General features: G+C 63.8%; 20 protein-coding genes and 1 pseudogene. 17 read left to right on the top strand and 4 right to left on the bottom strand.

The genetic code is table 11. The annotated features are described in order from the left end of the window. The first annotated feature begins 84 nt into the window (after positions 1 to 84). From AOQ71_RS07865 to AOQ71_RS42870, 9 genes and pseudogenes are all read left to right on the top strand, one after another. The gene (locus tag AOQ71_RS07865; protein WP_057744043.1) at positions 85 to 585 is read left to right on the top strand and encodes a flavin reductase family protein; all 501 of its coding nucleotides are present in this window, start codon (positions 85 to 87) and stop codon (positions 583 to 585) included. Between the two features lie 50 nt (positions 586 to 635). Beyond that, positions 636 to 2,069 carry an amidohydrolase family protein gene (locus AOQ71_RS07870; RefSeq protein ID WP_057744047.1) on the top strand — a complete coding sequence of 478 codons (1,434 nt, stop codon included), beginning with the start codon at positions 636 to 638 and terminating at the stop codon, positions 2,067 to 2,069. Positions 2,070 to 2,154: 85 nt separating this feature from the next. Next, on the top strand, positions 2,155 to 2,367 hold the full coding sequence (locus AOQ71_RS44910) for a hypothetical protein (RefSeq protein WP_157083429.1): 213 nt from the start codon (positions 2,155 to 2,157) through the stop codon (positions 2,365 to 2,367). Between the two features lie 54 nt (positions 2,368 to 2,421). After that, complete coding sequence (locus tag AOQ71_RS07875; protein WP_083514036.1) at positions 2,422 to 3,447, top strand: ABC transporter permease; 1,026 nt, start codon at positions 2,422 to 2,424, stop codon at positions 3,445 to 3,447. Between the two features lie 93 nt (positions 3,448 to 3,540). Continuing rightward, positions 3,541 to 4,566, top strand: coding sequence for a sugar ABC transporter substrate-binding protein (locus AOQ71_RS07880; RefSeq protein ID WP_057744050.1), 1,026 nt, complete (start codon positions 3,541 to 3,543; stop codon positions 4,564 to 4,566). 57 nt (positions 4,567 to 4,623) lie between these two features. Beyond that, positions 4,624 to 6,771: an ABC transporter permease gene (locus AOQ71_RS07885; RefSeq protein ID WP_057744054.1), complete on the top strand. Its 2,148-nt coding sequence runs from the start codon at positions 4,624 to 4,626 to the stop codon at positions 6,769 to 6,771. 5 nt (positions 6,772 to 6,776) lie between these two features. Then, complete coding sequence (locus tag AOQ71_RS07890; protein ID WP_057744058.1) at positions 6,777 to 7,898, top strand: SMP-30/gluconolactonase/LRE family protein; 1,122 nt, start codon at positions 6,777 to 6,779, stop codon at positions 7,896 to 7,898. Continuing rightward, the gene (locus AOQ71_RS07895) at positions 7,895 to 9,415 is read left to right on the top strand and encodes a sugar ABC transporter ATP-binding protein (protein WP_057744061.1); all 1,521 of its coding nucleotides are present in this window, start codon (positions 7,895 to 7,897) and stop codon (positions 9,413 to 9,415) included. Before AOQ71_RS07890 ends, AOQ71_RS07895 begins: the two co-directional genes overlap by 4 nt. Positions 9,416 to 9,455: 40 nt before the next feature. Next, positions 9,456 to 10,309 (top strand): annotated as a pseudogene (locus AOQ71_RS42870) (SDR family NAD(P)-dependent oxidoreductase). 198 nt (positions 10,310 to 10,507) lie between these two features. On the opposite strand, the gene AOQ71_RS07905 reads toward AOQ71_RS42870, so the two are convergent. Together AOQ71_RS07905 and AOQ71_RS07910 are read right to left on the bottom strand one after the other, a co-directional pair. Next, complete coding sequence (locus AOQ71_RS07905) at positions 10,508 to 11,242, bottom strand: SDR family NAD(P)-dependent oxidoreductase (RefSeq protein ID WP_057744069.1); 735 nt, start codon at positions 11,240 to 11,242, stop codon at positions 10,508 to 10,510. 10 nt (positions 11,243 to 11,252) lie between these two features. Next, entirely contained in the window at positions 11,253 to 12,293 is a 1,041-nt protein-coding gene (locus tag AOQ71_RS07910) for a LacI family DNA-binding transcriptional regulator (protein WP_057744073.1), read from the bottom strand. A 186-nt stretch (positions 12,294 to 12,479) separates the two neighbouring features. On the opposite strand from AOQ71_RS07910, the gene AOQ71_RS07915 reads away from it, so the two are divergent. The 8 genes from AOQ71_RS07915 to AOQ71_RS07950 are packed head-to-tail and all read left to right on the top strand — an operon-like array spanning position 12,480 to position 20,795. Then, positions 12,480 to 13,781, top strand: a complete 1,302-nt coding sequence (locus tag AOQ71_RS07915; protein ID WP_057744076.1) for an ABC transporter substrate-binding protein — start codon at positions 12,480 to 12,482, stop codon at positions 13,779 to 13,781. Between the two features lie 58 nt (positions 13,782 to 13,839). Beyond that, positions 13,840 to 14,727 carry a carbohydrate ABC transporter permease gene (locus tag AOQ71_RS07920; RefSeq protein ID WP_057744079.1) on the top strand — a complete coding sequence of 296 codons (888 nt, stop codon included), beginning with the start codon at positions 13,840 to 13,842 and terminating at the stop codon, positions 14,725 to 14,727. 4 nt (positions 14,728 to 14,731) lie between these two features. Beyond that, entirely contained in the window at positions 14,732 to 15,559 is an 828-nt protein-coding gene (locus tag AOQ71_RS07925; RefSeq protein WP_057744083.1) for a carbohydrate ABC transporter permease, read from the top strand. A gap of 3 nt (positions 15,560 to 15,562) precedes the next feature. Beyond that, positions 15,563 to 16,567, top strand: coding sequence for a zinc-dependent alcohol dehydrogenase family protein (locus AOQ71_RS07930; protein WP_057744086.1), 1,005 nt, complete (start codon positions 15,563 to 15,565; stop codon positions 16,565 to 16,567). A 3-nt stretch (positions 16,568 to 16,570) separates the two neighbouring features. Continuing rightward, positions 16,571 to 17,644, top strand: a complete 1,074-nt coding sequence (locus AOQ71_RS07935; protein ID WP_057744090.1) for an ABC transporter ATP-binding protein — start codon at positions 16,571 to 16,573, stop codon at positions 17,642 to 17,644. After that, entirely contained in the window at positions 17,641 to 18,600 is a 960-nt protein-coding gene (locus AOQ71_RS07940) for a sugar kinase (protein ID WP_057744093.1), read from the top strand. The genes AOQ71_RS07935 and AOQ71_RS07940 overlap by 4 nt, the downstream gene beginning before the upstream one ends. Further along, the gene (locus AOQ71_RS07945; protein WP_057744097.1) at positions 18,597 to 19,634 is read left to right on the top strand and encodes a tagatose 1,6-diphosphate aldolase; all 1,038 of its coding nucleotides are present in this window, start codon (positions 18,597 to 18,599) and stop codon (positions 19,632 to 19,634) included. Before AOQ71_RS07940 ends, AOQ71_RS07945 begins: the two co-directional genes overlap by 4 nt. A 39-nt stretch (positions 19,635 to 19,673) precedes the next feature. After that, on the top strand, positions 19,674 to 20,795 hold the full coding sequence (locus tag AOQ71_RS07950; protein ID WP_057744100.1) for a mandelate racemase/muconate lactonizing enzyme family protein: 1,122 nt from the start codon (positions 19,674 to 19,676) through the stop codon (positions 20,793 to 20,795). A 533-nt stretch (positions 20,796 to 21,328) separates the two neighbouring features. Here the strand turns inward: AOQ71_RS07950 and AOQ71_RS07955 are convergent. Further along, positions 21,329 to 22,369 carry a Bug family tripartite tricarboxylate transporter substrate binding protein gene (locus AOQ71_RS07955; protein ID WP_057744103.1) on the bottom strand — a complete coding sequence of 347 codons (1,041 nt, stop codon included), beginning with the start codon at positions 22,367 to 22,369 and terminating at the stop codon, positions 21,329 to 21,331. Positions 22,370 to 22,580: 211 nt separating this feature from the next. Continuing rightward, entirely contained in the window at positions 22,581 to 23,552 is a 972-nt protein-coding gene (locus AOQ71_RS07960; protein ID WP_057744106.1) for a LysR family transcriptional regulator, read from the bottom strand. Positions 23,553 to 23,558: the final 6 nt, after the last annotated feature.

A 23,558-nucleotide genomic window follows, 5' to 3' on the forward strand; every position in this document is an offset into this window, starting at 1 on the left:
CAGCATGCCTAAAAAGTGAACTTGTCCAGCAGCGAGAGGTCTGCCATATTCAAGTCACTTGAATAAAATTCAGGAGACAAATCCTTGAGCAGTGCGACCGGGATCAGAAGCGCTCTTAGCAACTATGCGACGGGCGTGACGGTGATCACCGCACGTGACGGCGATGGTCTCTGCGGCCTCACAGCGAACTCTTTCACATCCGTGTCCCTCAGCCCACCGCTGCTGTTGTTTTGTATCGGCCGCGCGCGAGCCTCGTTCGAGGTTTTTAGAAGATCGGAGACATTCTCCGTCAACGTGCTCAGCGCCACCCAGAAACATCTCTCCGACCGCTTCGCGTCATCCGGAAAGGAAAAGTGGCGTGGGATCGAATACGCCGAGGACGAATTTGGAAACGCGATATTCCCCGGTTCAGCTGCGACCTTTAGTTGCCGCAAAAAAGAAATGGTTGATGCAGCCGATCACATGATCGTGCTGGGTGAAGTCTTGGGATTCCGGGAGGATCGGAAGCACAGTCCCCTGGTGTATTGCCGGAGCAGCTATTGCCTTCCCGTTGATCTTGATCGAGAGCCGCGCCCCGCCGCATGATAGCGACCTTCAGGAAGGCATTGGCTTTCTAGAGAATAGGCAGCTAACCCATGGAACAGATTCCCGCGAGCTATCTGTTCGGAGAGAACGCGCGTGTTCTGGAAAATGCATCGCTCGCGATCCGCGACGGTAAGATCAATCGAATCGACAATGGAGAGTCGTCTCCCGCCGGGCGTTCGCTCATCATTCCCGCTCTGATCAATGCTCACGACCACGCTCGTCCGCGGCTCTCGTCGTTCGGCGCGATCGACATGCCGCTCGAAAGCTGGATTCTGCGTTCAGCCTTGGCGACGCCACCCGATCCATATCTAGTCGCCGTGTCCGCTCTGGGCCGTTCTGCGAGGGCGGGCTGCGGGGGCATGATGATTCACTACACTCGCCCCAGCGGCAAATTGAGCATGGTCGAGGAAGCGCAAGCGATCGCGTGTGCTGCCAAAGATGTCGGCCTTCGGCTCGCCTTCGCCCCAGCGCTCCGCGACCAGAATCCGGTCGTCTATGGAGACACGGAGGAGTTCCTGAATCGGCTGCCGGTCGACGCCGCCGCGGTTGTCCGCGAGATGTTTGTCAAGCCGCCGGCCGAGCCCGGGCAGCTGATCACGATGACCGAGGAGGTCGCCGCCGCCATTGAGGGACCGACAGTGGACGTCCAATTTGGACCGGCCGGAGTCCAATGGTGCTCGCGCGAGCTGCTCGAAGGCGTTGCCGAGGCTTCCGCACTTACAGGACGACGCATCCACATGCATCTTCTGGAAACTCCCTACCAGCGCCAGTGGGCAGATCGGGAGTTTCCAGGTGGGATCGTAGAGTATTTGAGGGATATCGGGCTCCTGTCACCCCGATTGACCTTGGCTCATTGCGTTCATGTCACGCCTGCAGAACAGGAGATCATTGCGGCCAGCGGGAGCCGTATCGTCACAAACTTCAGCTCAAATCTGCACCTCAGCTCAGGCATCGCTCCGATCGGCCGCGCCTATCGTTGTGGCTGTCCTATCTGCGTCGGGGTCGACGGGCTTGCGCTCGATGAAGACGACGACATCCTGCGGGAGATGCGGCTTGTCAGGCTCGCTCACAGAGGGGACGGATTCCCGACCAACTGGACCGCGGCGGAATTTCTTTCGCACGTCGTGACGAATGGCCGTGCCGCAATCGGTGCGCCGGGTGACGGTCTGCTGAAGGCCGGAGCTCCGGCAGATTTCACCGTTCTTGATTACGAACTGCTTGATCATGATCGCCTGGTTGAAGTTGATCCAATTGGCCTGCTTTTTAGTCGGGGAAATAGCACCTTGGTGAAGGATGTTGTCGTGGCGGGTCGTGTTGTGGTGAAGAATGGTGGCCTAGTTGGTATCAATCTTGACCAAGTCGAGCACGAACTTAGGAGCCATTATCGAGCGAACATCTCCCGCAGCAGTCGGCTGCAGGATTGTTGGCCAACTCTCGAAGCAGAAACCGCTCGATGGTTTTTGAACTTTCAAAGCTGTGGGTAGCGATCTCAAGCCCGAAATCATCTGATCCTCTCGCGGTTGCCCCGCTTTTTCGCTGCGCGCCTTCCTCATCAAGACGAACGGGGAGATGATGACCGCGCGCCACCGCGCGGCTTCTCGCCGGCTCGCCGTAGGCGTCGCGACTGTTCATTGCGCAAAAAGCTATGCACGCGAAAGCTGCGACTTTGCAAAATGCCGTTTCGTGGAAATCGGCGCGGCCTGCATCCGGGCGTCTCAACTTCAAACGCTGTTTGAAAAATCGCGAGGAGGCGATCAACCGCAGCTTGCGAAATGTATTTGACGAAGCCTGAAAGCCGCATCAAACTCCCGACAAAACAAGAGTTGGAGGAAACGAATGCGGTGGCCCCTGGCGTTGCGCGGCCTTGTCGTTCCAGAGACCGCCCCGCGCATTCCCTTCAATATCGCAAAGCCAAACCAGGAGCAGATCGTGCTCCTGATCACGATCGTGCTGCTCGTCGTGTTCGGGTTCACGCTAAGCGGCTTTGCCACTGTGTCCAATCTGCTCAATCTGTTGCGCAGTATCTCCATCCTGGGCGTGCTCGGCCTCGGTATGGGGCTGATCGTGATAAGCCGCGGCATTGACCTCAGCCAGGTCGCGACCCTGGCAGGCTGCTGGGCCATCGCCCTGATCGAGATGCAGCGCGGCGTGCCGGTCGGCGCCGCCGTCCTCCTCGCGCTCGCCATCGCGCTGCTGATCGGCGTCACCAATGGCGTCATGGTCGCCTTTGTCGAGGCGCCGCCTCTGTTCGTGACGCTGGCCGCCGGCTTCGTGATCTATGGGCTGGCGTTCTGGTTGGCGCCGGCCTGGGTGGTCTACGCGCCCAGGGATGCACCCGGGCTGATGTTCGCCGGCGCCGGGCGCCTGTTGGGCGTTCCCGTCCCGATCCTGGTGTTCGCCGTTTCCGCGATCGCCATGCATCTGTTTCTGTCGCGCACCTCGATCGGCCGCTTCATCTATGCGCAGGGCGATAATCCCGAGGCCGCGCGGCTCACCGGCATCCCGCTCCGGCCGCTGATCGTGCTCGAATATGCGCTGGTCGCCTTCCTCGCCTGGCTCGCCGGTCTCGTATGGGTCGGCACCACCGGTAGCATGCAGATGGCGATCACCCAGGGCACGATGATCTTCGACGTGGTGCTGGTCGTCGTTATTGGCGGCATAAGCCTGATCGGCGGGCGCGGCAGCGTATTCTCGGTCGTGGTCGGCTGCATCCTGATCGGCACGCTGCTGAATGCGTTCACCATCATGGACGTCAACAGCGAAGTCCAGAACATCATCAAGGGCGTGGTTCTGCTGGCCGCCATCGTGCTCGACAATTTCCTGCATCCGCGGGACGAGGAGACGGCGCGGCAGGGAGACTGACGAGGCTTACTCAACGAAGCAAAACCTAACGAGGCAAAACCTAACGAGGAATGCCGCCAAGGCATCCCGTCTCATCAACAACAGGAGGAACCCATGAAGATCAGGACACTCTGGACGATCGCGATCACAGGCGCTGCGCTGGCCGCGCTGCCGTCGCAGGTGCCCGCGCAGGAGGAAGGCGGTACCAAGACAGCGCGCGAGCTTCGCGCCTCCTATGACAAAGCGCTGCAGGGCAAGACCATCGCCTACCTGCCTATCGCGCTCGGCGTTCCCCTGTCCGACGAATGGGGCAGGGTGGTGCAGGAAGAGGCGGAATGGCGCGGCATGAAATTCATTGTCCGCGATCCCAACAACAATCCGTCGGCGATGCAGCAGGCGCTCACGGCGTTGGTCGACCAGAAGCCTGACGTGCTGATCGTGCAAAATCCGAGCGTCACGCTGCTGATGAAGGACCTGAAGCGCGCCGAAGCGCAGGGCACGCACGTCATCCAGATCAACATGTCGTCGAACTACAAGTCCGGCGCCTTCGTCGGTGCCGACTGGCGCGAAATCGGCAAGATGCTGGCCACCGAGGTCGTCAAGGTCTGCGGCACCGGTTCCGGCAAGTCCGGCAAGGTCCAGATCGTGCAGGGCGAGCTGACGGCGGCGGCGAGCGTCGATCAGGTCGGCGGCATCATGGAGGTGCTGAACAAGGATACCAACATCAAGGTGGTGTCGAACCAGGCCGCCAACTGGGACGCCAACACCGCGCTGAACATCACCGCCACCGTGATCCAGCAGCATCCGGATCTCTGCGCCTCGATCGGGTTCTGGGGCATCATGGAATCCGGTGCCGCGCAGGCGATCCGCAACGCGGGCAAGATCGACGATGTCAAGGTCTTCGCCTCGGGCGAGGGCTCCTCGCTCGATTGCGACCAGGTGACTTCCGGCAATTTCTACAAATTCCTGAGCTACAAGGCGACCGAGCAGGGCCACGATCTGATGTTTGCCGCCGAAACGCTGCTGATGTCCGGCGAAAAGCCTGGCACGAAGAACCTCGAATATTACACGCGACCCATCTGGCTCGATAAGACCAACGCGTCCGGAGCCAACTGCTTCGCGCTTCCCAAGAAGAGCTGACGCGAATCTGAGCCGGTGTGCGCCGCTGCACGCCGGCCGCTTGGGAGTTCCCGGATCATGTCGACGATCGAAGCCTTTGCCGAGTCCCTAACACAATCGGCGCGGCGGTTCTCGCCGCGCCTGCTGCTGTCCGAACTGCTGCTCAAGCAATGGTTCGAGCCGGTCGTCCCGTTCACGGTGATGATCGGACTGTGGCTTTATTTCGCGCTCACGATTCCCGATTACGCTTCGGTGCAGAACGGGCTGTCGCTGCTGCGCCTGTTTGCCGAGTTCGGATTCGTGGCACTCGCGATGGGCTTTTGCCTTATCAGCGGCGGCATCGACCTGTCGGTCGGGGCGATCTTCGCGCTGTGCAATTTCGCGGCGCTGTTCTTCCTCCTTGTGATGGAGTGGCCGGTCGGTCTCGTCGTGGTCGCGACACTTTGCGTCGGGGCCGCGCTCGGTAGCATCAACGGCCTCCTCATAGGCTTCCTGAAGGCGCGGCCGTTCCTGACCACGCTGGTGACGCTGATCATTCTGCGTGCCTCGGTCAACCTGCTCAACACCGGCTATGCCCAGGTGTTCGCCACCAATTCGGTCGACAGCGATGCCTGGGACTTCATCGGCACCGGCAGCGTGCTCGGCATTCCCGTCAACGCGGCGACGCTCTTCCTGGTGCTGCTGATCTGTCACATCTTTCTGTCGCGCTCGCGCTATGGCTGGCATTTGACCGCGATCGGCGCCAGCCGCAAGGCGGCGCGGCATGCCGGCATCCGGGTCCGGCTGATGCTGTTCCTCACCTATGTGCTGTCGGGCACGCTGTGCGCGGCGAGCGGAATTTTCTATGCCGCGCGCCAGGCCTCGACGGATTCGACGACGGGCGTCGGCTGGGAGTTCCAGGCGCTGACCGCGGTCGTGCTCGGCGGGATCTCGCTTGCCGGCGGCAAGGGTACGGTATGGCGGGCGATGATCGGCGCGCTGATCGTCTTCCTCCTCATCAATGGCTTGGTCCGGATGGGTATCCCCGGCTACGTCACGTCGGCGGTCACCGGCATGATCCTGCTCGCCGCCGTCGGCATCGATGTCAAATGGTCGAAGAACCGCGGCAAGGCCATCCAGAAGATCTACGTGAATCCCGCCTATGTGGCGTTCTCTCCCGCGCCCTCCGTGCAGCGCGGCTCGGCATCGCCCTTTGCCCAGAACGATCGCTTGATTCACGCCCAGGTCATCGGCCTCGACCAGGTCGAGGGGCCGGAGGATGTCATCGTCGACCGCCAGGGCCGTGTCTACGGCTCGACCCGCGACGGCAACGTGATCCGCTTCTCGGGAGAGAACTTCGAACAGCGCGAGGTGTTCGCCCATATCGGCGGCCGCCCCCTCGGCATGCAGTTCGACCGCGACGAGAACCTGATCGTGGCGGTTGCCGGCATGGGCGTCTATGGCGTCGCGCCCGATGGCCGTGTGTTCAAGGTCACCGACGAGACCAATCGCACCTGGTACAAGCTCAACGACGATTCCCGCCTGCGCATGGCCGATGATCTCGATATCGCGCCGGACGGCAAGATCTATTTCAGCGATTGCACCACTCGCTATGAGATGACGACCAACACGCTCGACATCCTTGAGGCGCGGCCCAATGGCCGCGTGGTCTGTTACGATCCCAAGACCAGAACGACGCGGACCGTCATCAATCACTTCTATTTTCCGAACGGCGTGTGCGTTTCTCATGACGGGAAATCGGTGCTGATCGCGAGCACTTCACTCTGCAAGATATTCCGTTACTGGATCGAGGGACCGAAGAAGGGCAGGACCGAGGTTCTAATCGACGAACTCCCCGGTAATCCCGATAACATCAACCGCGCCTCCGACGGCAATTACTGGCTGGCGCTCGTCGGCATCCGCACGCCCACCTTCGACCTCTCGGTGCGCAAGCCCGGATTCCGCCTGCGCATGGTCAAGCAGGTGCCGACCGACGAATGGCTCGCGCCGGCGCTGAACCATGGCTGCGTGCTGAAATTCAACGAACAGGGCGAGGCGCTCGAATCCTGGTGGGATCCGACCGGCATCTCGCATTCGACCCTGACCTCGATGCGCGAGCACAAGGGTTATCTCTATCTCGGCGGCCTCGAGAACAACCGCATCGGCCGCATCAAGCTCGACGGTGTCGACGAGAGCTGGACCGGATACGACGCCTATTGGGGCGACAAGAGCAGGGTCAAAGGATAACTGCCATGGGATTCTTCGGTCATCTCCTGCGCGATATCCGCAGCGTCATCGACCGCGACGGCGGCCAGAACGCGATCCCCCCGCTCGATGGCGCGCTAAGCCCCAACGACCGGTTGGATGAGGCGACCGTCATCGGCGATCCCCTGCCGGGCGTCGACGATGTCATTGCAGCACCCGACGGATCGATCTTCGCCTCGGCTGGGCGACGGGTGCTGAAACTTTCGGGGGCGGATTTCGCGACGCGGACGCTGGTTGCCGAATTCGACGGCGATGCGGGTGGACTTGCGGTTCACCCCGACGGACGGCTGCTCGTCTGCGTGGCCGGCCGTGGCCTCGCAGCAATTGATCCGGCCAATCCCGATCTGGTGTGGCTGCAGTCCGCGGACGGCCGCCCTTTGGTCGGGCTGCTCTCGGTGGTCGCGCATCCCGATGGCCGCATCTTCGTGGTCGAAGGCGCTGCCGGCTGCACACCGGACCAATGGCGGCGGGACCTGATGGAGAAGCGGAGCCAAGGGAGGTTGATTGCGTGCGGGCCGGATCTCGGAAGTGCCGAGGTGCTGCTGCGCGATCTGTCCTATCCCTATGGAGTTGTGGTGTCCGCCGACGGCAAAAGCCTGTGGCTCACCGAGAGCGGCGCGTATTGCTTGAGCCGCTTTCCGCTCACCGCAAGCGTGCTGGGGCAGGGCGAGGTGGTCGCCGGTAATTTGCCGGGCTACCCTGGCCGGATGCATCCGGATGGTCGTGGCGGCTATCTGCTCGGCCTGTTCGCGCGACGCACGCATCTCATCGAATTCGTGCTCAAGGAGGACGATTTCCGGGAGGAGATGATGCGGGCGATGCCGGAAAATTATTGGATCGCGCCGGCGCTCACCGGCGGTTCCGATTGCCTCGAGCCAATGCAGATCGGCGGCGTCAAGGCGCTCGGCATCCAAAAACCCTGGGCGCCGCCGCGCTCCTATGGGCTGCTCGTGCATCTCGACGCCGAGGGCGAAGCGACGGACAGCCTGCATAGCCGCGCCGGCGGCCGCTTCCATGGCGTCACCGCCGCCTGCGCAACGCCACAAGGCGTGGTCATCGCCGCCCGCGGCGCCGGATGCCTTCTACTCCACACGGGAGAGCTCCGATGAGCGATGGTGCAAACCTTGTCAACGCCACCGAGCCGGTGCTCGAGATCGTCGGCGGCAGCAAGATCTATGGCGGCGTGCATGCCATCGAGGGTGTCAACTTCAATCTCTATGCGGGCGAGGTGCATGCCCTCGTCGGCGAGAACGGCGCCGGAAAATCGACGCTGTGCAAGGCGATTGCGGGGGCGATCCAACTCACCTCCGGCGAATACCGGCTCGATGGCAAGCAGGTGAAGCTCGAACAGCCGCGCGATGCTTTGAACGCCGGCATCTGCATGGTCTATCAGGAGACGAGCCTGGTGCCGACCATGACGGCAGCGCAGAATATAGAGCTCGGCAACGAAAACCTGTTGACGCGCTTCCGCACCCTCAACATCCAGGCACAGCAGCTGCTGCAATCGCTCAATTTCCACGTCGAGCCGGCAACCCCGGTGGCCATGCTCGGCACCGCCAAGAAGCAAATGGTCGAGATCGCGCGCGCGATCTACAACAAGGCGCGCATCATTATCTTCGACGAGCCGACTGCCTCGCTTACGCCCGAGGAGATCGTCCATTTCTTCCACCTGGTGCGCGACCTCCGCGCCCGCGGCGTTTCCATCATCTACATCTCGCACGCGCTGGAAGAATCCTTGCAGATCGCCGATCGCATCACGGTGCTGCGCGACGGACGGCACGTGATCACCGCGCCGGCAAAACAGCTTAGTCGGGATAGCCTCGTTCAACATATGGTCGGCCGCGAAGTGGCGCAGGCGGTCTATGGCGGCAGCAAGAAAACTCACCATCGTCGCGAGAAGGTGCTGACGGTTGAGAACGTCACCATGGGCATGGCGGTGAAGAACATGTCGTTCTCGGTTTATGCAGGCGAGGTCGTCGGCATCGCCGGCCTGATTGGCTCTGGCCGCACCGAGATTGCCAAGGTGATCTATGGTGCGCTCAAACGCAATTTGATCAATGGCGGCACCATCCGCCTGCGCGGAAAGCCGATCCGTTACCGGGTGCCGCGCCAGGCCATCAATGACGGCATTGCCTATATCACCGAGGACCGCAAGGCCAACGGCTTCTTCGAGACCATGGTGGTCGATGATAACGTCTATCTCGGCAAGCTCGCCACCAAGGGCGGCTTCAGCTTTCTGCTTTCGCGCGCCCGCCGTGCTAAGCTCGCCACCTATTGGGTCGACCGGCTCAAGATCAGCGCCCTACAAAGAAAAGCCAAGATCATCGAGCTCTCGGGGGGCAACCAGCAGAAGGTCGTACTGGCGAAGACGCTGGTGCAAGATCCCTCGATTATCATCTTCGATGAGCCGACACGCGGCGTCGACGTCGGCACCATCCCGCACATCCACGCCGAGATCCGCCGTCTCGCGGACGAGGGCAAGGCGGTGGTCGTGATCTCGTCCTATCTGCCGGAAGTGCTTGCCGTCTCCGACCGCATCCTGGTCGCCCGGACGGGGCGCATCGTCGCCGAGTTCGATTCGGCGGAGGCCACGCAGGACAAGATCCTGTACGCGGCGGTGCATTGAATAGCGAGACGACGACCGAGCCGAAGGCGCCCGGGTTTCCATGTGGGACCTGCACGCCTCCGTCCTCGCCGCCGCAGCCGCCGGGGCCGGCGCGGCGCACACGCAGAAGGTCAACGTCGCGCAGGAAGACGCTGTCGACGCGGCCATTCGGCGGAGCATCGACGACTTGGGCGGCCGGCTCGACATTCTGGTAGCCAGCGTCGGAGTCACCGGGCTGAACGGAGCCGTGAAGGGCTACCCGGGCAGCGATTGGCGCAAGGTCTTCGACGTCAACGTCAAAGGAGCCTTCTACTGCAACCGCGCCGCGCGATGGAGAACGGCGGCTACCGTCGCATCGTCAACGTCGCCTCGGTCGCGGGCAAGGAAGGCAACCCGAACGCTTCGGCCTACAGTGCGTCCAAGGCGGCAGTGATTGCGCTCACCAAGTCGCTAGGCAAGGAAACGGCTGCGACCAACATCCGCGTCAACTGCATCACGCCGGCGGCAATCAAAACGCCCCTCTTTGATCAAATGGCGGCCCAGCACATCGAGTTCAGCTTTCGAAGATTCCGCTTGGACGGTTCGGTACGATCGAAGAGGCGACGTCGCTCGTCTGCTGGCTCGCGAGCGAGGAGTGCTCGTTCAGTACGGAGGCCTATTCGACCTCTCGGGCCGGCGAGCGACTGTCTAGCCGGGCGTTTCGTCACTTTCGCGTCGCGAACAGTTCGCGTGAATTCGTGTCGCCGAGCCCCAGTACTTTCGCGTATCCGAAATTCGGATGTCAGCCGAAGCTCAGTAGTGCATCGGTGTGAAATGCGAATTAGCGGGGCACGGCGATTGGCGCAGGCTGACCCGCACATCCAGGGCGGCGTGGTCGCGTCGCGATTAGCGGAATCTGTGTTTGTCTGGTTTTGACGGTATGGCGCCGATCACGAGAGGACGCTTCGATCGAGAAGGTCACCGAAGCAATCTTCACCTTCGTTGCTATTGATGAGCATGGGCGTACGCGCCCAATTCTGCCGGCAGATTAATTGCGCCAAAGGCGCGTCTCACGTGGTGCAGGAGGGACCATAGAAGCTGCCGCAGCGAGACGAGGTCGCAATCCCCAAGGCTCTAGCCGGCAAGGAATCCGCCGTCGACCGCAACGACAGTGCCGGTCGCATATCGAGACGCCGGCATGCAGAGGAACGCAACCGCGCCCGCTATATCATCCGGCTGTCCCCACCGCTTAAAGGCGGTGCGGTCGGCGATCCGCTGATAATGCGCGAGATCGGCCCGGCCTGCCGCATTGATCGCGGTCTCGATGTAGCCGGGCGCGACCGCATTGACGCGGATCCCGTCCTCGGCCCATTTCAGCGCCAAGGCCTTGGTGAGCATCACGACGCCGCCCTTGCTAGCGCAATAGGCGGGGATGCGCGGCAGCGCCAGCGTTGCGTTCATGGAGGCGATATTGACGATCGCGCCGGCCTGCGCGGCGAGCTGCGGGTGGAACGCCATGCAGGCCCGGAAGGTCCCGGTGAGATTGACGTCGATCACTTTCATGAACGTCTCGATCTCGAACTCCTTGTCGCGCGCCAGAATGCCGGCGCAGTTTACCAGCGCGTCGACGCGGCCATGGCCGCGTGCAAAAGCGGTGACGGCTGCGTCATCGGTGACGTCGAGCGTTGCAAGCCTGAGACCGGCGCGCGGTTCGAGCCGGCTGCGCGCCAGATCCGCCTCATTTGCGCCGGTCGCGGTGACGGTGGCGCCGAGATCGCAGAACTGGCTGCTGATGGCCGCGCCGATATCGCCGGCGCCGCCGATCACCACCGCATGAAATCCCGGTGCGAGCGCGAAGTTGGAGTTCATCGGTAGGGCCTCACTTCAGAGCGGCCGGCGGCGGCGCCGTCGACTCGCGGACGATCAGCGAGAAATCGATCTCGCGGTGCATGATGGTCTGTTCGCCGGCGAGGCTGCGCACCAGATATTCGCCGGCGCGCTGCCAGGTCTCGTCGGTCGGAACGCGGATCGTGGTCAGGCTCGGCCGCAAATGCCGGCTCCAGTCGAGGTCGTCGAAGCCGACGACCGAGAGGTCGCCGGGCACCGAAAAGCCGCTGCGCTCGGCCTCGAGCAGCACGCCATAGGCGATCACGTCGTTGCCGCACACAACGGCGGTCGGGCGCTCCCTGAGGTTCAAGAGATGCCGCGCCGCCTCGCGCGCGTCGTCGAGCGTGTAGGGGACCTCGACGTGCCATTGCGGCGGCAAGTCGAGGCCGTGTTCGGCCAGCGCACGGCGGAATCCGGCGACGCGGGCGCTGGCACGATCGTTGTTGCGCTGGAGCGCCGAGACGATCCCGATCCGGCGATGGCCGAGCTCGATGACGTGGCTGGCGGCGCGATGGGCCGCCGCTTCGTTGTTGGTGCCGACGCACGGATAGGGCCGGTTCGGCTGATAGATGCCGACATTGATGAACGGCACGGCGTTGTCGGCGAGCAACTTGCGCAGGCCCTCGTGATGGCAGTCTCCGCGCAGCACGAGGCCGTCGACGCCGCGGCTGATCAGATTTCGCGCCTGCTGCAGTTCGACCTCGAGATCGTAGCCGCTGGTGGTGAGGAACAGCATGTACCCGACCGAGGAGAGGTAGTGCTGGAGCGACGCGATACCGCGCGCGAACATCGTGTTGTCGATGGTCGGCACGATCGCGCCGAGCGTGCGCGAGCGGCGCGAGGAGAGGATGCGGGCCGGCGCGTGCGGGATGTAGCCGAGCGCGTCGATCGCTTGGGTGATCCGCGCGCGCAGCGATGCGCTCACCGCGTCAGGATTGTTGAGGGCGCGCGACACCGTCGCCGTGGAGACGCCGGCGCGCGCCGCGACCGCGCGGATGCCCTGCTTTCCTGACTTCTCGTTCGCAATCAGCATGATGTAACGTTACATTCGGGGCGGTACGCTTGCGAGAACCGAGCGCGCGCAATCTGCTTGATGTTGTTACGCTTGTCGGTCGCTTGACAGAGCCGAAGTGTGGCCTAGGATGTAACCGTTTTCAAGTCTCGTTCAAAAAATGAGCGGGATCCGCCGGTCAAGGCGGCCTGCCGGGAGGAAAGTTCGATGACACCCAGGATGCTCGGGACGCAATTCATGCTGCCGCTACTCGCCATCGCCGCGATCGGCCCGCAGGCGCATGCGGCGGATTTCGACTGGATGAAGTTCAAGGGCAAGACCGTCACCTTTCTCGCCAACAACAATCCCGTCGCGCAGGCCCTGCTGACCTACAAGGCGGATTTCGAGAAGCTGACCGGCATGACCCTGAAGGTCGACGGCTACCAGGAACAGCAGATGCGACAGCGTCTGGTGACCGTGATGAACGCCAATAGCGACGAGGTCGACGCGTTCATGACTCTGCCCTCCCGCGAGGGCGAGCAGTTCGCCGCCTCCGGCTGGTATGCCGATCTCACCGCGATGTCGAAGAACGAGGTCGCCAAGGATTACGCTCCCGCGGGGCTCAGCCAGGCGCTGCTAAAGGCGGCGACCTTCGGCGGCAAGCTGACCAGCATGCCGATGAACATCGAAGGGCCGATCCTGTATTACCGGACCGATCTCTTCAAGAAATGCGGTCTGGATGCGCCAAAGACCATCAAGGACGTCGAAGCGGCCGCCGAGAAGATCAAGGCGTGCGACAGCGCCGTGACGCCCTTCGTGTCCCGCGGTCTCAAGCCCGCCGTCGCCTACACATTCAGCAACGTGCTCCACAATATCGGCGGCAGCTATGTCGTGAACGGCAAGTCCAACCTGTGCTCGGCCAAGGGCAAGGAAGCGCTCGACACCTACAGCCGGCTGCTCCGCGACTACGGCCCGCCCGGCGTTGTCAATTACAGCTTCCAGCAGATCTCGGCGCTCTACCGCAGCGGCCGCGCTGCGATGGCGTTCGAATCCTCCAACGAACTGCGCACCGTGATGGATGGCGGCGCGCGCCTCAAGGACACCGGCCTGATGCCATTCCCGGCGGGCGAGGGCGGGCAGGTGCCGACCACGATCGGCTGGGGCATGGCGGTCTCCTCGCACAGCAAGCAGCCCGAGGCCGCCTGGTACTTCGTACAGTGGGCGACCAGCCCCGAGGTGCAGAAGAAGATGGCGCTGCAGGGCATCGCACCGCCGCGGCCCGCGGTCGCCAACGATTCCGAATATCGCAAATGGATCGACGAGGAGCCGGTGCGCAAGGAGTGGCAGGCCGCGCTCGACGTGCTCGCTACCAAGGGCTCGTCCGAGGTCGGCTATCCCATCGTCGCCAATCCGGAATCGCGCGAGTTCATCGGCCAGGCCGTGCAGGATCTCATCCTGAAGCAGAAGCCGGTCGACCAGGCCTGCGCCGACGCCGACAAGGCGCTCGATGGGCTGATCGCCCAGAAGTAATCGCTATAAGCCGGTCGGCCTCGAGGCCGACCGGTGCCTCCTGGCGGGAAACAGGCACTTGTCGGATACGGCTGCAACACTGACGCGGGACCGGAGCAGGGCGGAGATGGCGGCGCTGTCGGCGCCGGCCGTTCTGTTCACGGTCGGGATGATCGCGTTTCCGGTCGTGTACACCGTGTGGCTCGGTTTCCAGACCTTCTCGTCGACCGGCAAGCAGTCCTTCGCCGGCCTTGCGAACTACACGAAGCTGATCTCCGACACCGAGTTCTGGCACGGGCTGTGGGTGACGATCGCGCTGTTCGTGTTGTCGCTGGCGCTCCAGCTCGTGTTCGGCGTCTGGCTCGCGCTGGTGCTGTTCCATGCGCGCCGCCTGTCGGGCATCGTTCGGTCGCTGTTCATCTCGCCCTTCATGATGCCGCCGGTCGTCGCCGGCATGATGTGGCTGGTGATCCTGGATCCCTCGCTCGGCGCGGCCAACTACGTCCTGCAATCGGTCGGCCTGCCGCCATCGGACTGGCTGGCTTCGCCGACCTGGGTCATCCCGACGGTGGCGCTGATCGACAGCTGGCAGTGGACGCCCTACGTTGCGCTGATTGTGCTGGGCGGCCTGCAGTCGCTGCCGCCGAGCGTCTACGAGGCGGCGCAGATTGACGGGGCATCGCCACTCAAGACGTTCCAGCGCATCACGCTGCCGCTACTGCTGCCGACCATCGTCACCGCGGCGATCCTGCGCAGCGTTGATCTCCTGCGCTTCTTCGACATCATCTACATCACCACCCAGGGCGGCCCGGGCAATGCCTCGAACACGCTCAATATCTACGGTTTCCGCGTCGGCTTCGAATTCTTCAACATCGGCTATGCCAGCGCCCTGATGCTGACCCTGACGGCGATCGTGTTCGGCGCAGTGCTAGCCTTCAACCGCCTGCGCGGCGCGGTGGCGTGGTGATGTCATGACCGATGCCGCCCATAACGAGCGCTGGATCCGCTGGCTCAACACCGTGCAGCTCGTGATCGCCGGCGCGGTGATCATGGCTCCGACGGTCTGGATGGTGCTCTCCTCGTTCAAGCCGTCCTTCGAGGTCACCGCCTATCCGCCGACGGTGATCTTCGCGCCGACGCTGGAGAATTACGTCGAGCTGACCCGGACGACGCCATTCCTGAGCTACGCGCTCAACAGCCTCATCGTCACCGTCGGGTCGACGGCGCTGGGGCTGCTGTTCGGCATTCCCGCGGCCTTCGCCGTGTCCTGGACGCGGATCACCTGGCCGGCGATCCTGACGCTCGCGGCGCGCATGGCGCCGGGCACGCTGTTCCTGCTGCCCTGGTACGTGATGTTCCGGCAGGTCGGCATGATCGGCTCCTACACGGCGCTGATCCTCAGCCATGCCGTGATCACCCTGCCAATCGTGATCTGGGTGCTGTTGCCGTCCTTCGACGCGATCCCGCGCAGCGTGTTCGAGGCCGCGCAGGTCGACGGCTGCAGCGTCACGCGGATTCTGTGGCGCATCGCGATGCCGCTGGTGGCATCGGGGATCGCGGTCTCGGCGATCCTCGCCTTCGTGTTTTCGTGGAACTACTTCCTGTTTGCGCTGGTGCTGTCTAACGGCGACACCAAGACGCTGATCGCGGCGGCCTTCAACTTCATCGGAGAAGGCTCGACACAATGGGGCGCCCTCATGGCCGCGGCGACGCTGATCGCGTTGCCGCCGCTGCTGCTGGCGGCCCTGGTTCAGCGCTGGCTGGTGTCCGGACTTACGCTCGGCGCGGTGAAAGGCTGAACGATGAATAGTGCGCCCCGTCCGAATTCGATCATGCAGGCCGCGGTCTTCCACGGCAACGACCGTATCACGGTCGAGCGCGTTGCGATGCCCGACGTTGCCCCCGGCGAGGTCCTGGTGAGGGTGTCGCGCACTGCGCTCTGCGGCTCGGATTTCAAGCTCTGGCACAACGGTGCGCAATTCACGGCGGGCCATGAAATCTTCGGCGTGGTGGAGCAGCCGGGCCACAAGCTCCATGGCCGCCGCTGTGCCGTGTACATCCCCCTGCATTGCGGCCACTGCGCCGCCTGCCGGCGCGGCGACACCCAGATGTGCCTGGAAGTCTCCAGCCTGATCGGCTGGAACCGGCCCGGCGGCTATGCCGAATACGTGCCGGTTCCCGAGAACTGCCTGCTGCCGGTGCCTGACGATATCGAGGACAGCCTCGCGCCGCTGTTGCTCGACACCATCGGCACCTCGGGCCACGCCGTGCGCTTCGTCAGCCGCGTGGTGCCGCCGAGCGAGGCCGGGCCGGTGCTCGTGATGGGGGCCGGGCCCGTCGGCCTTGGCGTCGTGCTAGCACTTCGCGCGCTCGGCTACGACGAGGTCTACGTCGCCGACCCCAATGCCGCGCGCCTGAACATCGCGCAATCCTTCGGCGCCAAGGCGCATCCGGTCGGCGATACGTCGCGGCGCTTCCCGCTGATCATGGAATGCTCCGGCGCGCATGCGGCGCGCAATCTCGGCATCGAGCTGGTGCTGCCGCGCGGCGCCTTGGTGCTGGTCGGCGAGAACGCCGCGCCGTGGGTGATCGAGGAAGGCAAGGTGTTCCGGCGCAAGGACTTCTACATGATCCGGACCTTCTATTTCCCGGTTGCGGATTTTGAGCCGAATGTCGAGCTGCTGCGGCGCTACAAGGACGAGTACCGCATCCTGGTCGACGGCGAATTCGGCCTGTCGGATCTCCCAGAGAATTTCGCCCGTTTCGCCAAGGGCGAGCTGATCAAGCCGGTCCTGGCGCTGGACTGAGACATGGCCTCGATCTCGATCCGCAACCTCACCAAGCGCTACGGCACTTTCACGGTCATTCCCGATCTCAATCTCGAGATCGCCGATCACGAATTCGTCGTGTTCGTCGGTCCCTCCGGCTGCGGCAAGTCAACCTTGCTGCGGATTATCGCCGGGCTCGAGCCGATCTCGTCCGGCGACCTCTATATCGGCGACATCCGTGTCAACGGCGTGCAGGCCGCCCAGCGCGACATCGCCATGGTGTTCCAGGATTACGCGCTGTATCCGCATATGAGCGTCTACGACAACATGTCGTTTGCGCTCGAACTGCGTGGCACGCCGAAGGTGGAGATCGCGTCGCGAGTCAAGCGCGCGGCCGCGCTGCTGCACATCGAGCCCTATCTGGACCGCAAGCCCAAGGAGCTCTCGGGCGGCCAGCGCCAGCGCGTCGCCATGGGCCGCGCGATCGTCCGGAATCCCAAGGCGTTCCTGTTCGACGAGCCGCTGTCCAACCTGGACGCGAAGCTGCGCGGGCAGGTGCGCGCCGAGATCAAGGCGCTGTCGCAGGAGCTGAAGACCACGATGGTTTTCGTGACCCACGACCAGATCGAGGCCATGACCATGGCCGACCGCATCGTCGTGCTCCAGAGCGGCGCGATCCAACAATACGATACGCCGGAGGCGGTCTATGAGCGGCCCGCCAACCAGTTCGTTGCCGGCTTCATTGGCTCGCCCGCGATGAACTTCTTCCCGGTCGAATGGCGCGAGGAGCGCGCGGTGCTCTCGCAGGGCGGGACGGTCGTGCCGCTGGACGGCGAGACCGCGGGGCGCCTCGCCAAGGCGGGTCAGGCGGTGCTCGGCATCCGTCCGGAACATTTCGCGGTCGCACCTGAAGGCACCGACGGCCTTCCGATCTCGGTCAAGCTGGTCGAGCCGCTCGGCTCCGACACGCTGATCCATTTCGATCTCGCCAATGTCTCCGCCATTGCGCGGGTCGATCCGTCGCTGCGGCCGAAAGTCGGGGATCGCATCAACCTGCGCCCGCAGCCGGGCAGGACACATCTGTTTGCCGCCACCGACGGGCAGGTCCTTCGGTGAGCGCCCCGGCACCAATCGGCGATCTCGCGGCCCTCGTGGACGTCGCGTCCGGCGCCAAAGCCGTACACGTGATCTGTCTTGGGCTGTCGGCGCTTGACCAGGTCTGGCACGTCGAGCGGTCCTTCGCCGGCGGTAGCGAGAAGATCAGGGCAGTGGAGTACGCGACGCTCGGCGGCGGCATGGCTGCCAATGCGAGCGTCGCGGTGGCGCGGCTCGGCGCATCCGTTGCGTTCTGGGGGCGGGCAGGCAATGACGCCGCCGGCCACGAGATGAAGTCCGCCTTCATAGCCGAAGGCGTCGATGCCGAGAACTTCCGGCTGTTTCCCGATGGCCGCTCGTCGGTTTCCGGGATCATTGTCGACCGCAGCGGCGAGCGGCAGATCGTGAATTTCCGCGGCCTTTACCCCGAAGCCGCCGACTGGCTTCCGCTCGAGGCCGTCGCCCGCGCATCCGCTGTGCTGGCCGACCCGCGCTGGGCCGAGGGGGCGGCGACGCTGTTCCAGGCGGCGCGCCAGCGCGGCATTCCGACGGTGCTCGACGGCGACGTCGCGGAGGCCGAGGTGTTCGCGCGGCTGCTCCCGCTGGCCGACCACGCGATCTTCTCGGAGCCCGCGCTCGCCGCCTTTGCCGGATCGGCCGGGGACGAAACGCTCGGCGCGCTGTCGCGCTTCGGCGGCTGCGTCATCGGCGTCACGCGCGGCGAGGGCGGGGTGAGCTGGTTCGAGAATGGCGAGGTGCACCGGCAAGCGGCCTACTCCGTCGATGTCCTCGATACCACGGGGGCCGGCGACGTTTTCCACGGAGCCTACGCGCTGGCGATCGGTGCCGGCCTCAGCGTGCGCGCCGCCATGGCGTTTTCGGCCGCCACCGCCGCGATGAAATGCCGCCATGCCGGCGGCCGCAACGGAATTCCTGCCATCAACGACAGTCTGGCATTCATGAGGACACAGCCATGAGAACGATTGGAAAGAACCGCGGCCTGGCGCGGCTTGCTGACGCGGACGGCCACTTCCGGATGGTCGCGCTGGATCAGCGGCCGCCCTTGTTCGATGCCATCGCCAAGGCCAGGGGCATCACGCGGGAGCAGGTGGAATATTCCGACGTCACGGCGGCCAAGCGCCTCCTCGTCGAGAATCTCGCGCCGCATTGCAGCTCGATGCTGTTCGACCCGAATTTCGCGGTCCCAGCGGCGATCGACCTGCTGCCGCCGCGCTGCGGGCTTATCATGACGTTGGAGGAGCACCGGGTCGAAGAAACCGCCGGCGGCCGCAAGTCGCGCGCCATCACCAACTGGAGCGTGGAGAAGATCCGCGCCATGGGCGGCGATGCCGTCAAGGTGCTGGCCTGGTACCGGCCCGACGCCGATGCCGCCGTCAACGCGCATCAGAAGCAGTTCGTGCGCGAGATCGGCGAGGATTGCGCCCGTCACGACATTCCCTATGTGCTCGAACTGCTGGTCTATCCGTTCCTCGGGAGCGCCAATCACACCGCCGATTACGTGGAGTCACCGGGCAAGCTTCCCGGCCTCGTCATCGACAGCGTGCGCGAGTTCGCCAAGCCCGAATACTGCGTCGATCTGCTCAAGCTGGAGAGCCCGCTCGCGGCCAACGGCCTGCCTGCGCGCGATGCCGGTGCCAAGGCGAAGGCGGCGCAGAGGGAGTTCGATGCGATCGGCGAGATCTGCCGGCAGCGCAGCATTCCCTGGGTGCTGCTGTCGGGCGGCGCCGCGCCGGACAAGTTCGAGCGCGTGCTCGACTATTCCTATGCCGCGGGCGCCAGCGGTTTCCTAGCCGGCCGCACCATCTGGCTGGACGCCGTGCTGAAGAACTTCCCGGACTATGCCGCAGTGTCGGCGAGCCTGCGCAAGGAGGGTCTCAACGTCCTCGAGCGGCTCAATGCGCTGACGACGGCGAAGGGCACGCCATGGAAGCCGCGCTTTCCCGTTTTCAGTGATATTAGGAAGGAGGGAGATTTCGCCCGCACCTACTGACAAGTCGGGAGCACGGCGCCATCTCGCGGGATCAGCAGCATGACCGACAGCTTCACCATCCGCACGATCGAGGCGTTTTGCTATCGCTATCCGCTGGTGACGCCGGTGGTGACGTCGTTCGGACAGATGCTGAACCGCCCTGCGGTGTTCGTTCGCGTCGTCGACGAGGACGGGGTCGAGGGATGGGGCGAGGCCTGGTGCAATTTTCCGGCCCCGGGTGCGGAGCACCGCGCCCGACTCGTCAATGAAGTGCTTGCGCCCGGCCTCATCGGACGCAAGTTCGGCGGTCCCGCTCAGGCCTTCGAGGCGCTGACGGTGGGCACGGAAGTCCTGGCGCTTCAATGCGGCGAGCCCGGCCCGTTTGCGCAGGCGATTTCGGGCATTGATCTGGCGCTGTGGGATCTCTCGGCGCGCCGGCGGCGTTTGCCGCTGTGGCGGCTGCTCGGTGGACAGTCGAGCAGGATCAAGGTCTATGCGAGCGGGATCAATCCCGGCGGCGCGGCCCAGACCGCCGAAGCGGCACTCAAGCGCGGCTATCGCGGATTGAAGCTGAAAGTCGGCTTCGGAGCCGATGTCGATCTCGCCAATCTGGCGTCACTGCGGTCGATTGTCGGCAAGGGCATGCTGGCCGCGGACGCCAATCAGGGCTGGTCGGTCGAACAAGCGCTGAAGATGCTGCCGCAACTCGCCGCTTTCGATCTGCGCTGGCTTGAGGAGCCGATCCGCGCCGACCGGCCGCGCGAGGAGTGGCGCAGACTGCGCGCTGGCGCGACAATGCCGATTGCCGCGGGCGAGAACATCTCCAGCGTCGATGGCTTCGAGGAGGTCCTGGCTGAAAACGTACTCGGAGTGGTTCAGCCCGACATCGCGAAATGGGGCGGCCTCAGCCTAGGCGCGGGGCTTGCAAGTGATATCCTGAAATCGGGAAAGACGTTCTGTCCACACTATCTTGGTGGCGGCATCGGCTTGCTTGCTTCAGCGCATCTCTTGGCGGGTGCTGGTGGTGAAGGCTGGCTCGAAATTGACGCGAACGACAATCCGTTGCGCGATCTGTTTTGCGGCCCGATCGTAAATGTGAAGGACGGTGCCGTGGAACTGAGCGAAGCTCCGGGGCTCGGTATGGTGCCGGATCTTTCCCGGATCGAGCGCTATCGCAGCTAGACGAAGCCTTCTCTATTTCCGCTGCAGGGGTTCAAAGGCGCAATGCGGACTATTCTGGTTGGCGCATGATGGAAAACCGATCGGAGCGGTCTAGTTTGTTCTTGACGGTATTTGGATAGTCCTACGCTGAAGCGAGTATCGCAGTCTTGACCGAGTAGGCGACCTGACCAGTCGATTGACTCCGATAGGTACCGAACTCACCAGAATTACGATCGGCGCAAATTTCCTGTGAATTCAAGACCGAAAAATTGCGGCGGGTATACCGTCGGCACTTGTCGGTCACATTTGAAAATTTGTGCTTGCGGATCAACGACGAGACGCCATTCGAAATGGTTGAGTGGGAGTAGTATGGGCGGCGGCTGTCGCGCAATTTGGCGTGCTTTGGTGGGAGGTTCTCACTTCCTCTCATCTTCGAGCGTTGACCCCACTTAACCTCGATCGGCGCGTGAATTCCACGTGCTTCCGTTGGCAGAGTATTGTGGCGCATTATAGCGTGCAGAACAGCCAGAGCTACGAGAAGCGAAGCCTCGGAGTCACAGCGGCTCAATGCCAATCTTCTTGATGATCCTCGCCCATTTCGCGGCTTCCGAGGCCATAAAGTCTTTCAGGCCTTGCGGATCCATCACCAGCGGCTCGGCGCCCTGTTCGACGAAGAGGGCGCGCACTTTCGGATCGTTCACGGCTTCGACCATCGCTTTATACAGCCTTTCGACGACGGCTTTTTCGGTATTCGCCGGCGCAAGCAGCGCGAGCCAAGCCGCGCTCTCGTAATTCTTAAGGCCGGCCTCGGCCGCGGTCGGCACATCCGGCAGCGCCGTCATGCGCTTGTCGTTGGCAACCGCGAGCGGACGCGCATCACCGCTTTTGATCAGACCGAGGACGTTCGGCAGGAGTTGGAAGCCGAGCGGGACCTGTCCGGCGATGAAGTCCGGCGTGTAGGCGGCGATGTTGCGGTAGGGCACGTGCGTGAGTTCGGCACCGGTGAGCTGCTCGAAGTAGGCGGCTGCCAGGTGCTGCGAGGAGCCGATGCCGACCGTCCCGTAGTTCAGCTCGCGCGGATGCGCCTTGGCGTAGTCGATCAGCTCGGCCAGCGATTTCGGCGGCAGTTTTGAGTTGATCACGATGACATTCGGCAGCGTCGCGAACAGGCCGATCGGGGCGAGATCCTTCAGCGGATCGTAGGGGAGGTCCTTGTAGAGCGACTTGTTCGCGACTAACGGACCGGAGGTGCTCATCAGCAAGGTGTAGCCGTCAGGCGATGCATGAGCCGCCGCCGCGGTGCCGATGTTGCCGCCGGCGCCGGGGCGGTTGTCGACCACGAAGGCCTGCCCGAGCGATGTGGACATGCGGTTGAGCAGGATGCGCGTGACGACGTCGCTGGCGCTCCCGCCGGCAAAGGGCACGAGCACTTGCACCGGCCGGGCGGGATAATCCTGTGCTCGTGCAGGACGAAGTCCTGTGGCGGCGACCACAGCGCCCGCGCCGAACGACAGCAAGGACCTGCGGTTGAGGTGACAGCCGTTGGCGCATGGCGCCGTGCTGTCCGTGATCTTGCTGCGACCGAACGGTGTCATCCCGGACTGGACCTCCCGAATGTGTCTTGTTCTGCAAGACCTGGAATCGTCCGGGACGGGATTCGTCGGGGATGGGCGCCAGGTTCGCGAGTTCTGCGCCTGGACCGTAGTTAGCGGGCCATTGCGGCCGTCATGCCGGCTGGTCTCAAAACTTACCAACGCGTCTCATTTTGCAGCGGGCGCGACATCTTGTCCGTGCGGAATTCTGCATTTAAGAGATCGGTTTCCGCCTCGGTTTCTTGCGCTCGTTGCGTGAAGGCGAAGTTGCGTTACTCGAGGCGGGCTCCACGAACCCGCTCGCCACGGCGGCGGCCTGCGCAAGATCCTGACTGATGACATCGAGCACGGCCTTGGCCGCGACCGACACGGCCCGCCTTGGGTGATGCACCCAGGCAATCGAGCGCACGATCCTCTGCTCGTCGAAGCGATGCGCCCGGATGCTGCCGCTGGCGAGCGATTGCCGGAGCGCAATGGTCGGCAGCACCGTCGCGAAATCGGTAGTCGCGATCACGTCGCAGAGCGCGGGCAGGGTGTCGAGCTCCAGGCGTGGCCGCAGGTCGATTCCGATTGCGGCGGCATGCTCGTCGAGGATCAGGCGCAGGCCGTGGCGCTTCGACGGCAGCACCAGATCGACATTGGCGATGTGGTCGAAGCGTAGTCTTGCGGGCCGCCTGATCGGGCCGTCCTTCCGGCAGGCGAACACCATCTCCTCGTCCAAGACGTGATGCGCAGCGAGCGGCGTCTTGCGGCGCGGCACATTGATCAGCGCGAAATCGAGCTGCCCGGTGTTGACCCAGTCGACCAGCGTCTCGGTATAGCCCTCGCAGACCGACAACGTGATCTCGGGATAGCGGCTGGCGACGGTCGCGGACGACCGCGCCATTGTGCTCTGCGCCACCGAGGTGATGAGGCCGACCGAGACGCGGCCCGAGATGCGCCCGCCGAGCTGCGCCATCTCCTGCCGCGCATATTCGGCGTCGCGCACGATCGGCGCCGTCAGCCGCACCAGCGCTTCCCCGGCGCTGGTCAGCGTCATGCCCTGGACGCTGCGGTCGAACAGCTTTTGGCCAAGCTCGGCCTCGAGCTTGGCAATCTGCATGCTCAGCGCCGGCTGCACGATGTTGAGCTGGCGCGCGGCGCGGGTGACGTTTCTCTCCTCGGCCAGGCACAGGAAGTATTGCATCTGCCT

This window comes from Bradyrhizobium manausense (assembly GCF_001440035.1).
Taxonomy (GTDB): domain Bacteria; phylum Pseudomonadota; class Alphaproteobacteria; order Rhizobiales; family Xanthobacteraceae; genus Bradyrhizobium; species Bradyrhizobium manausense.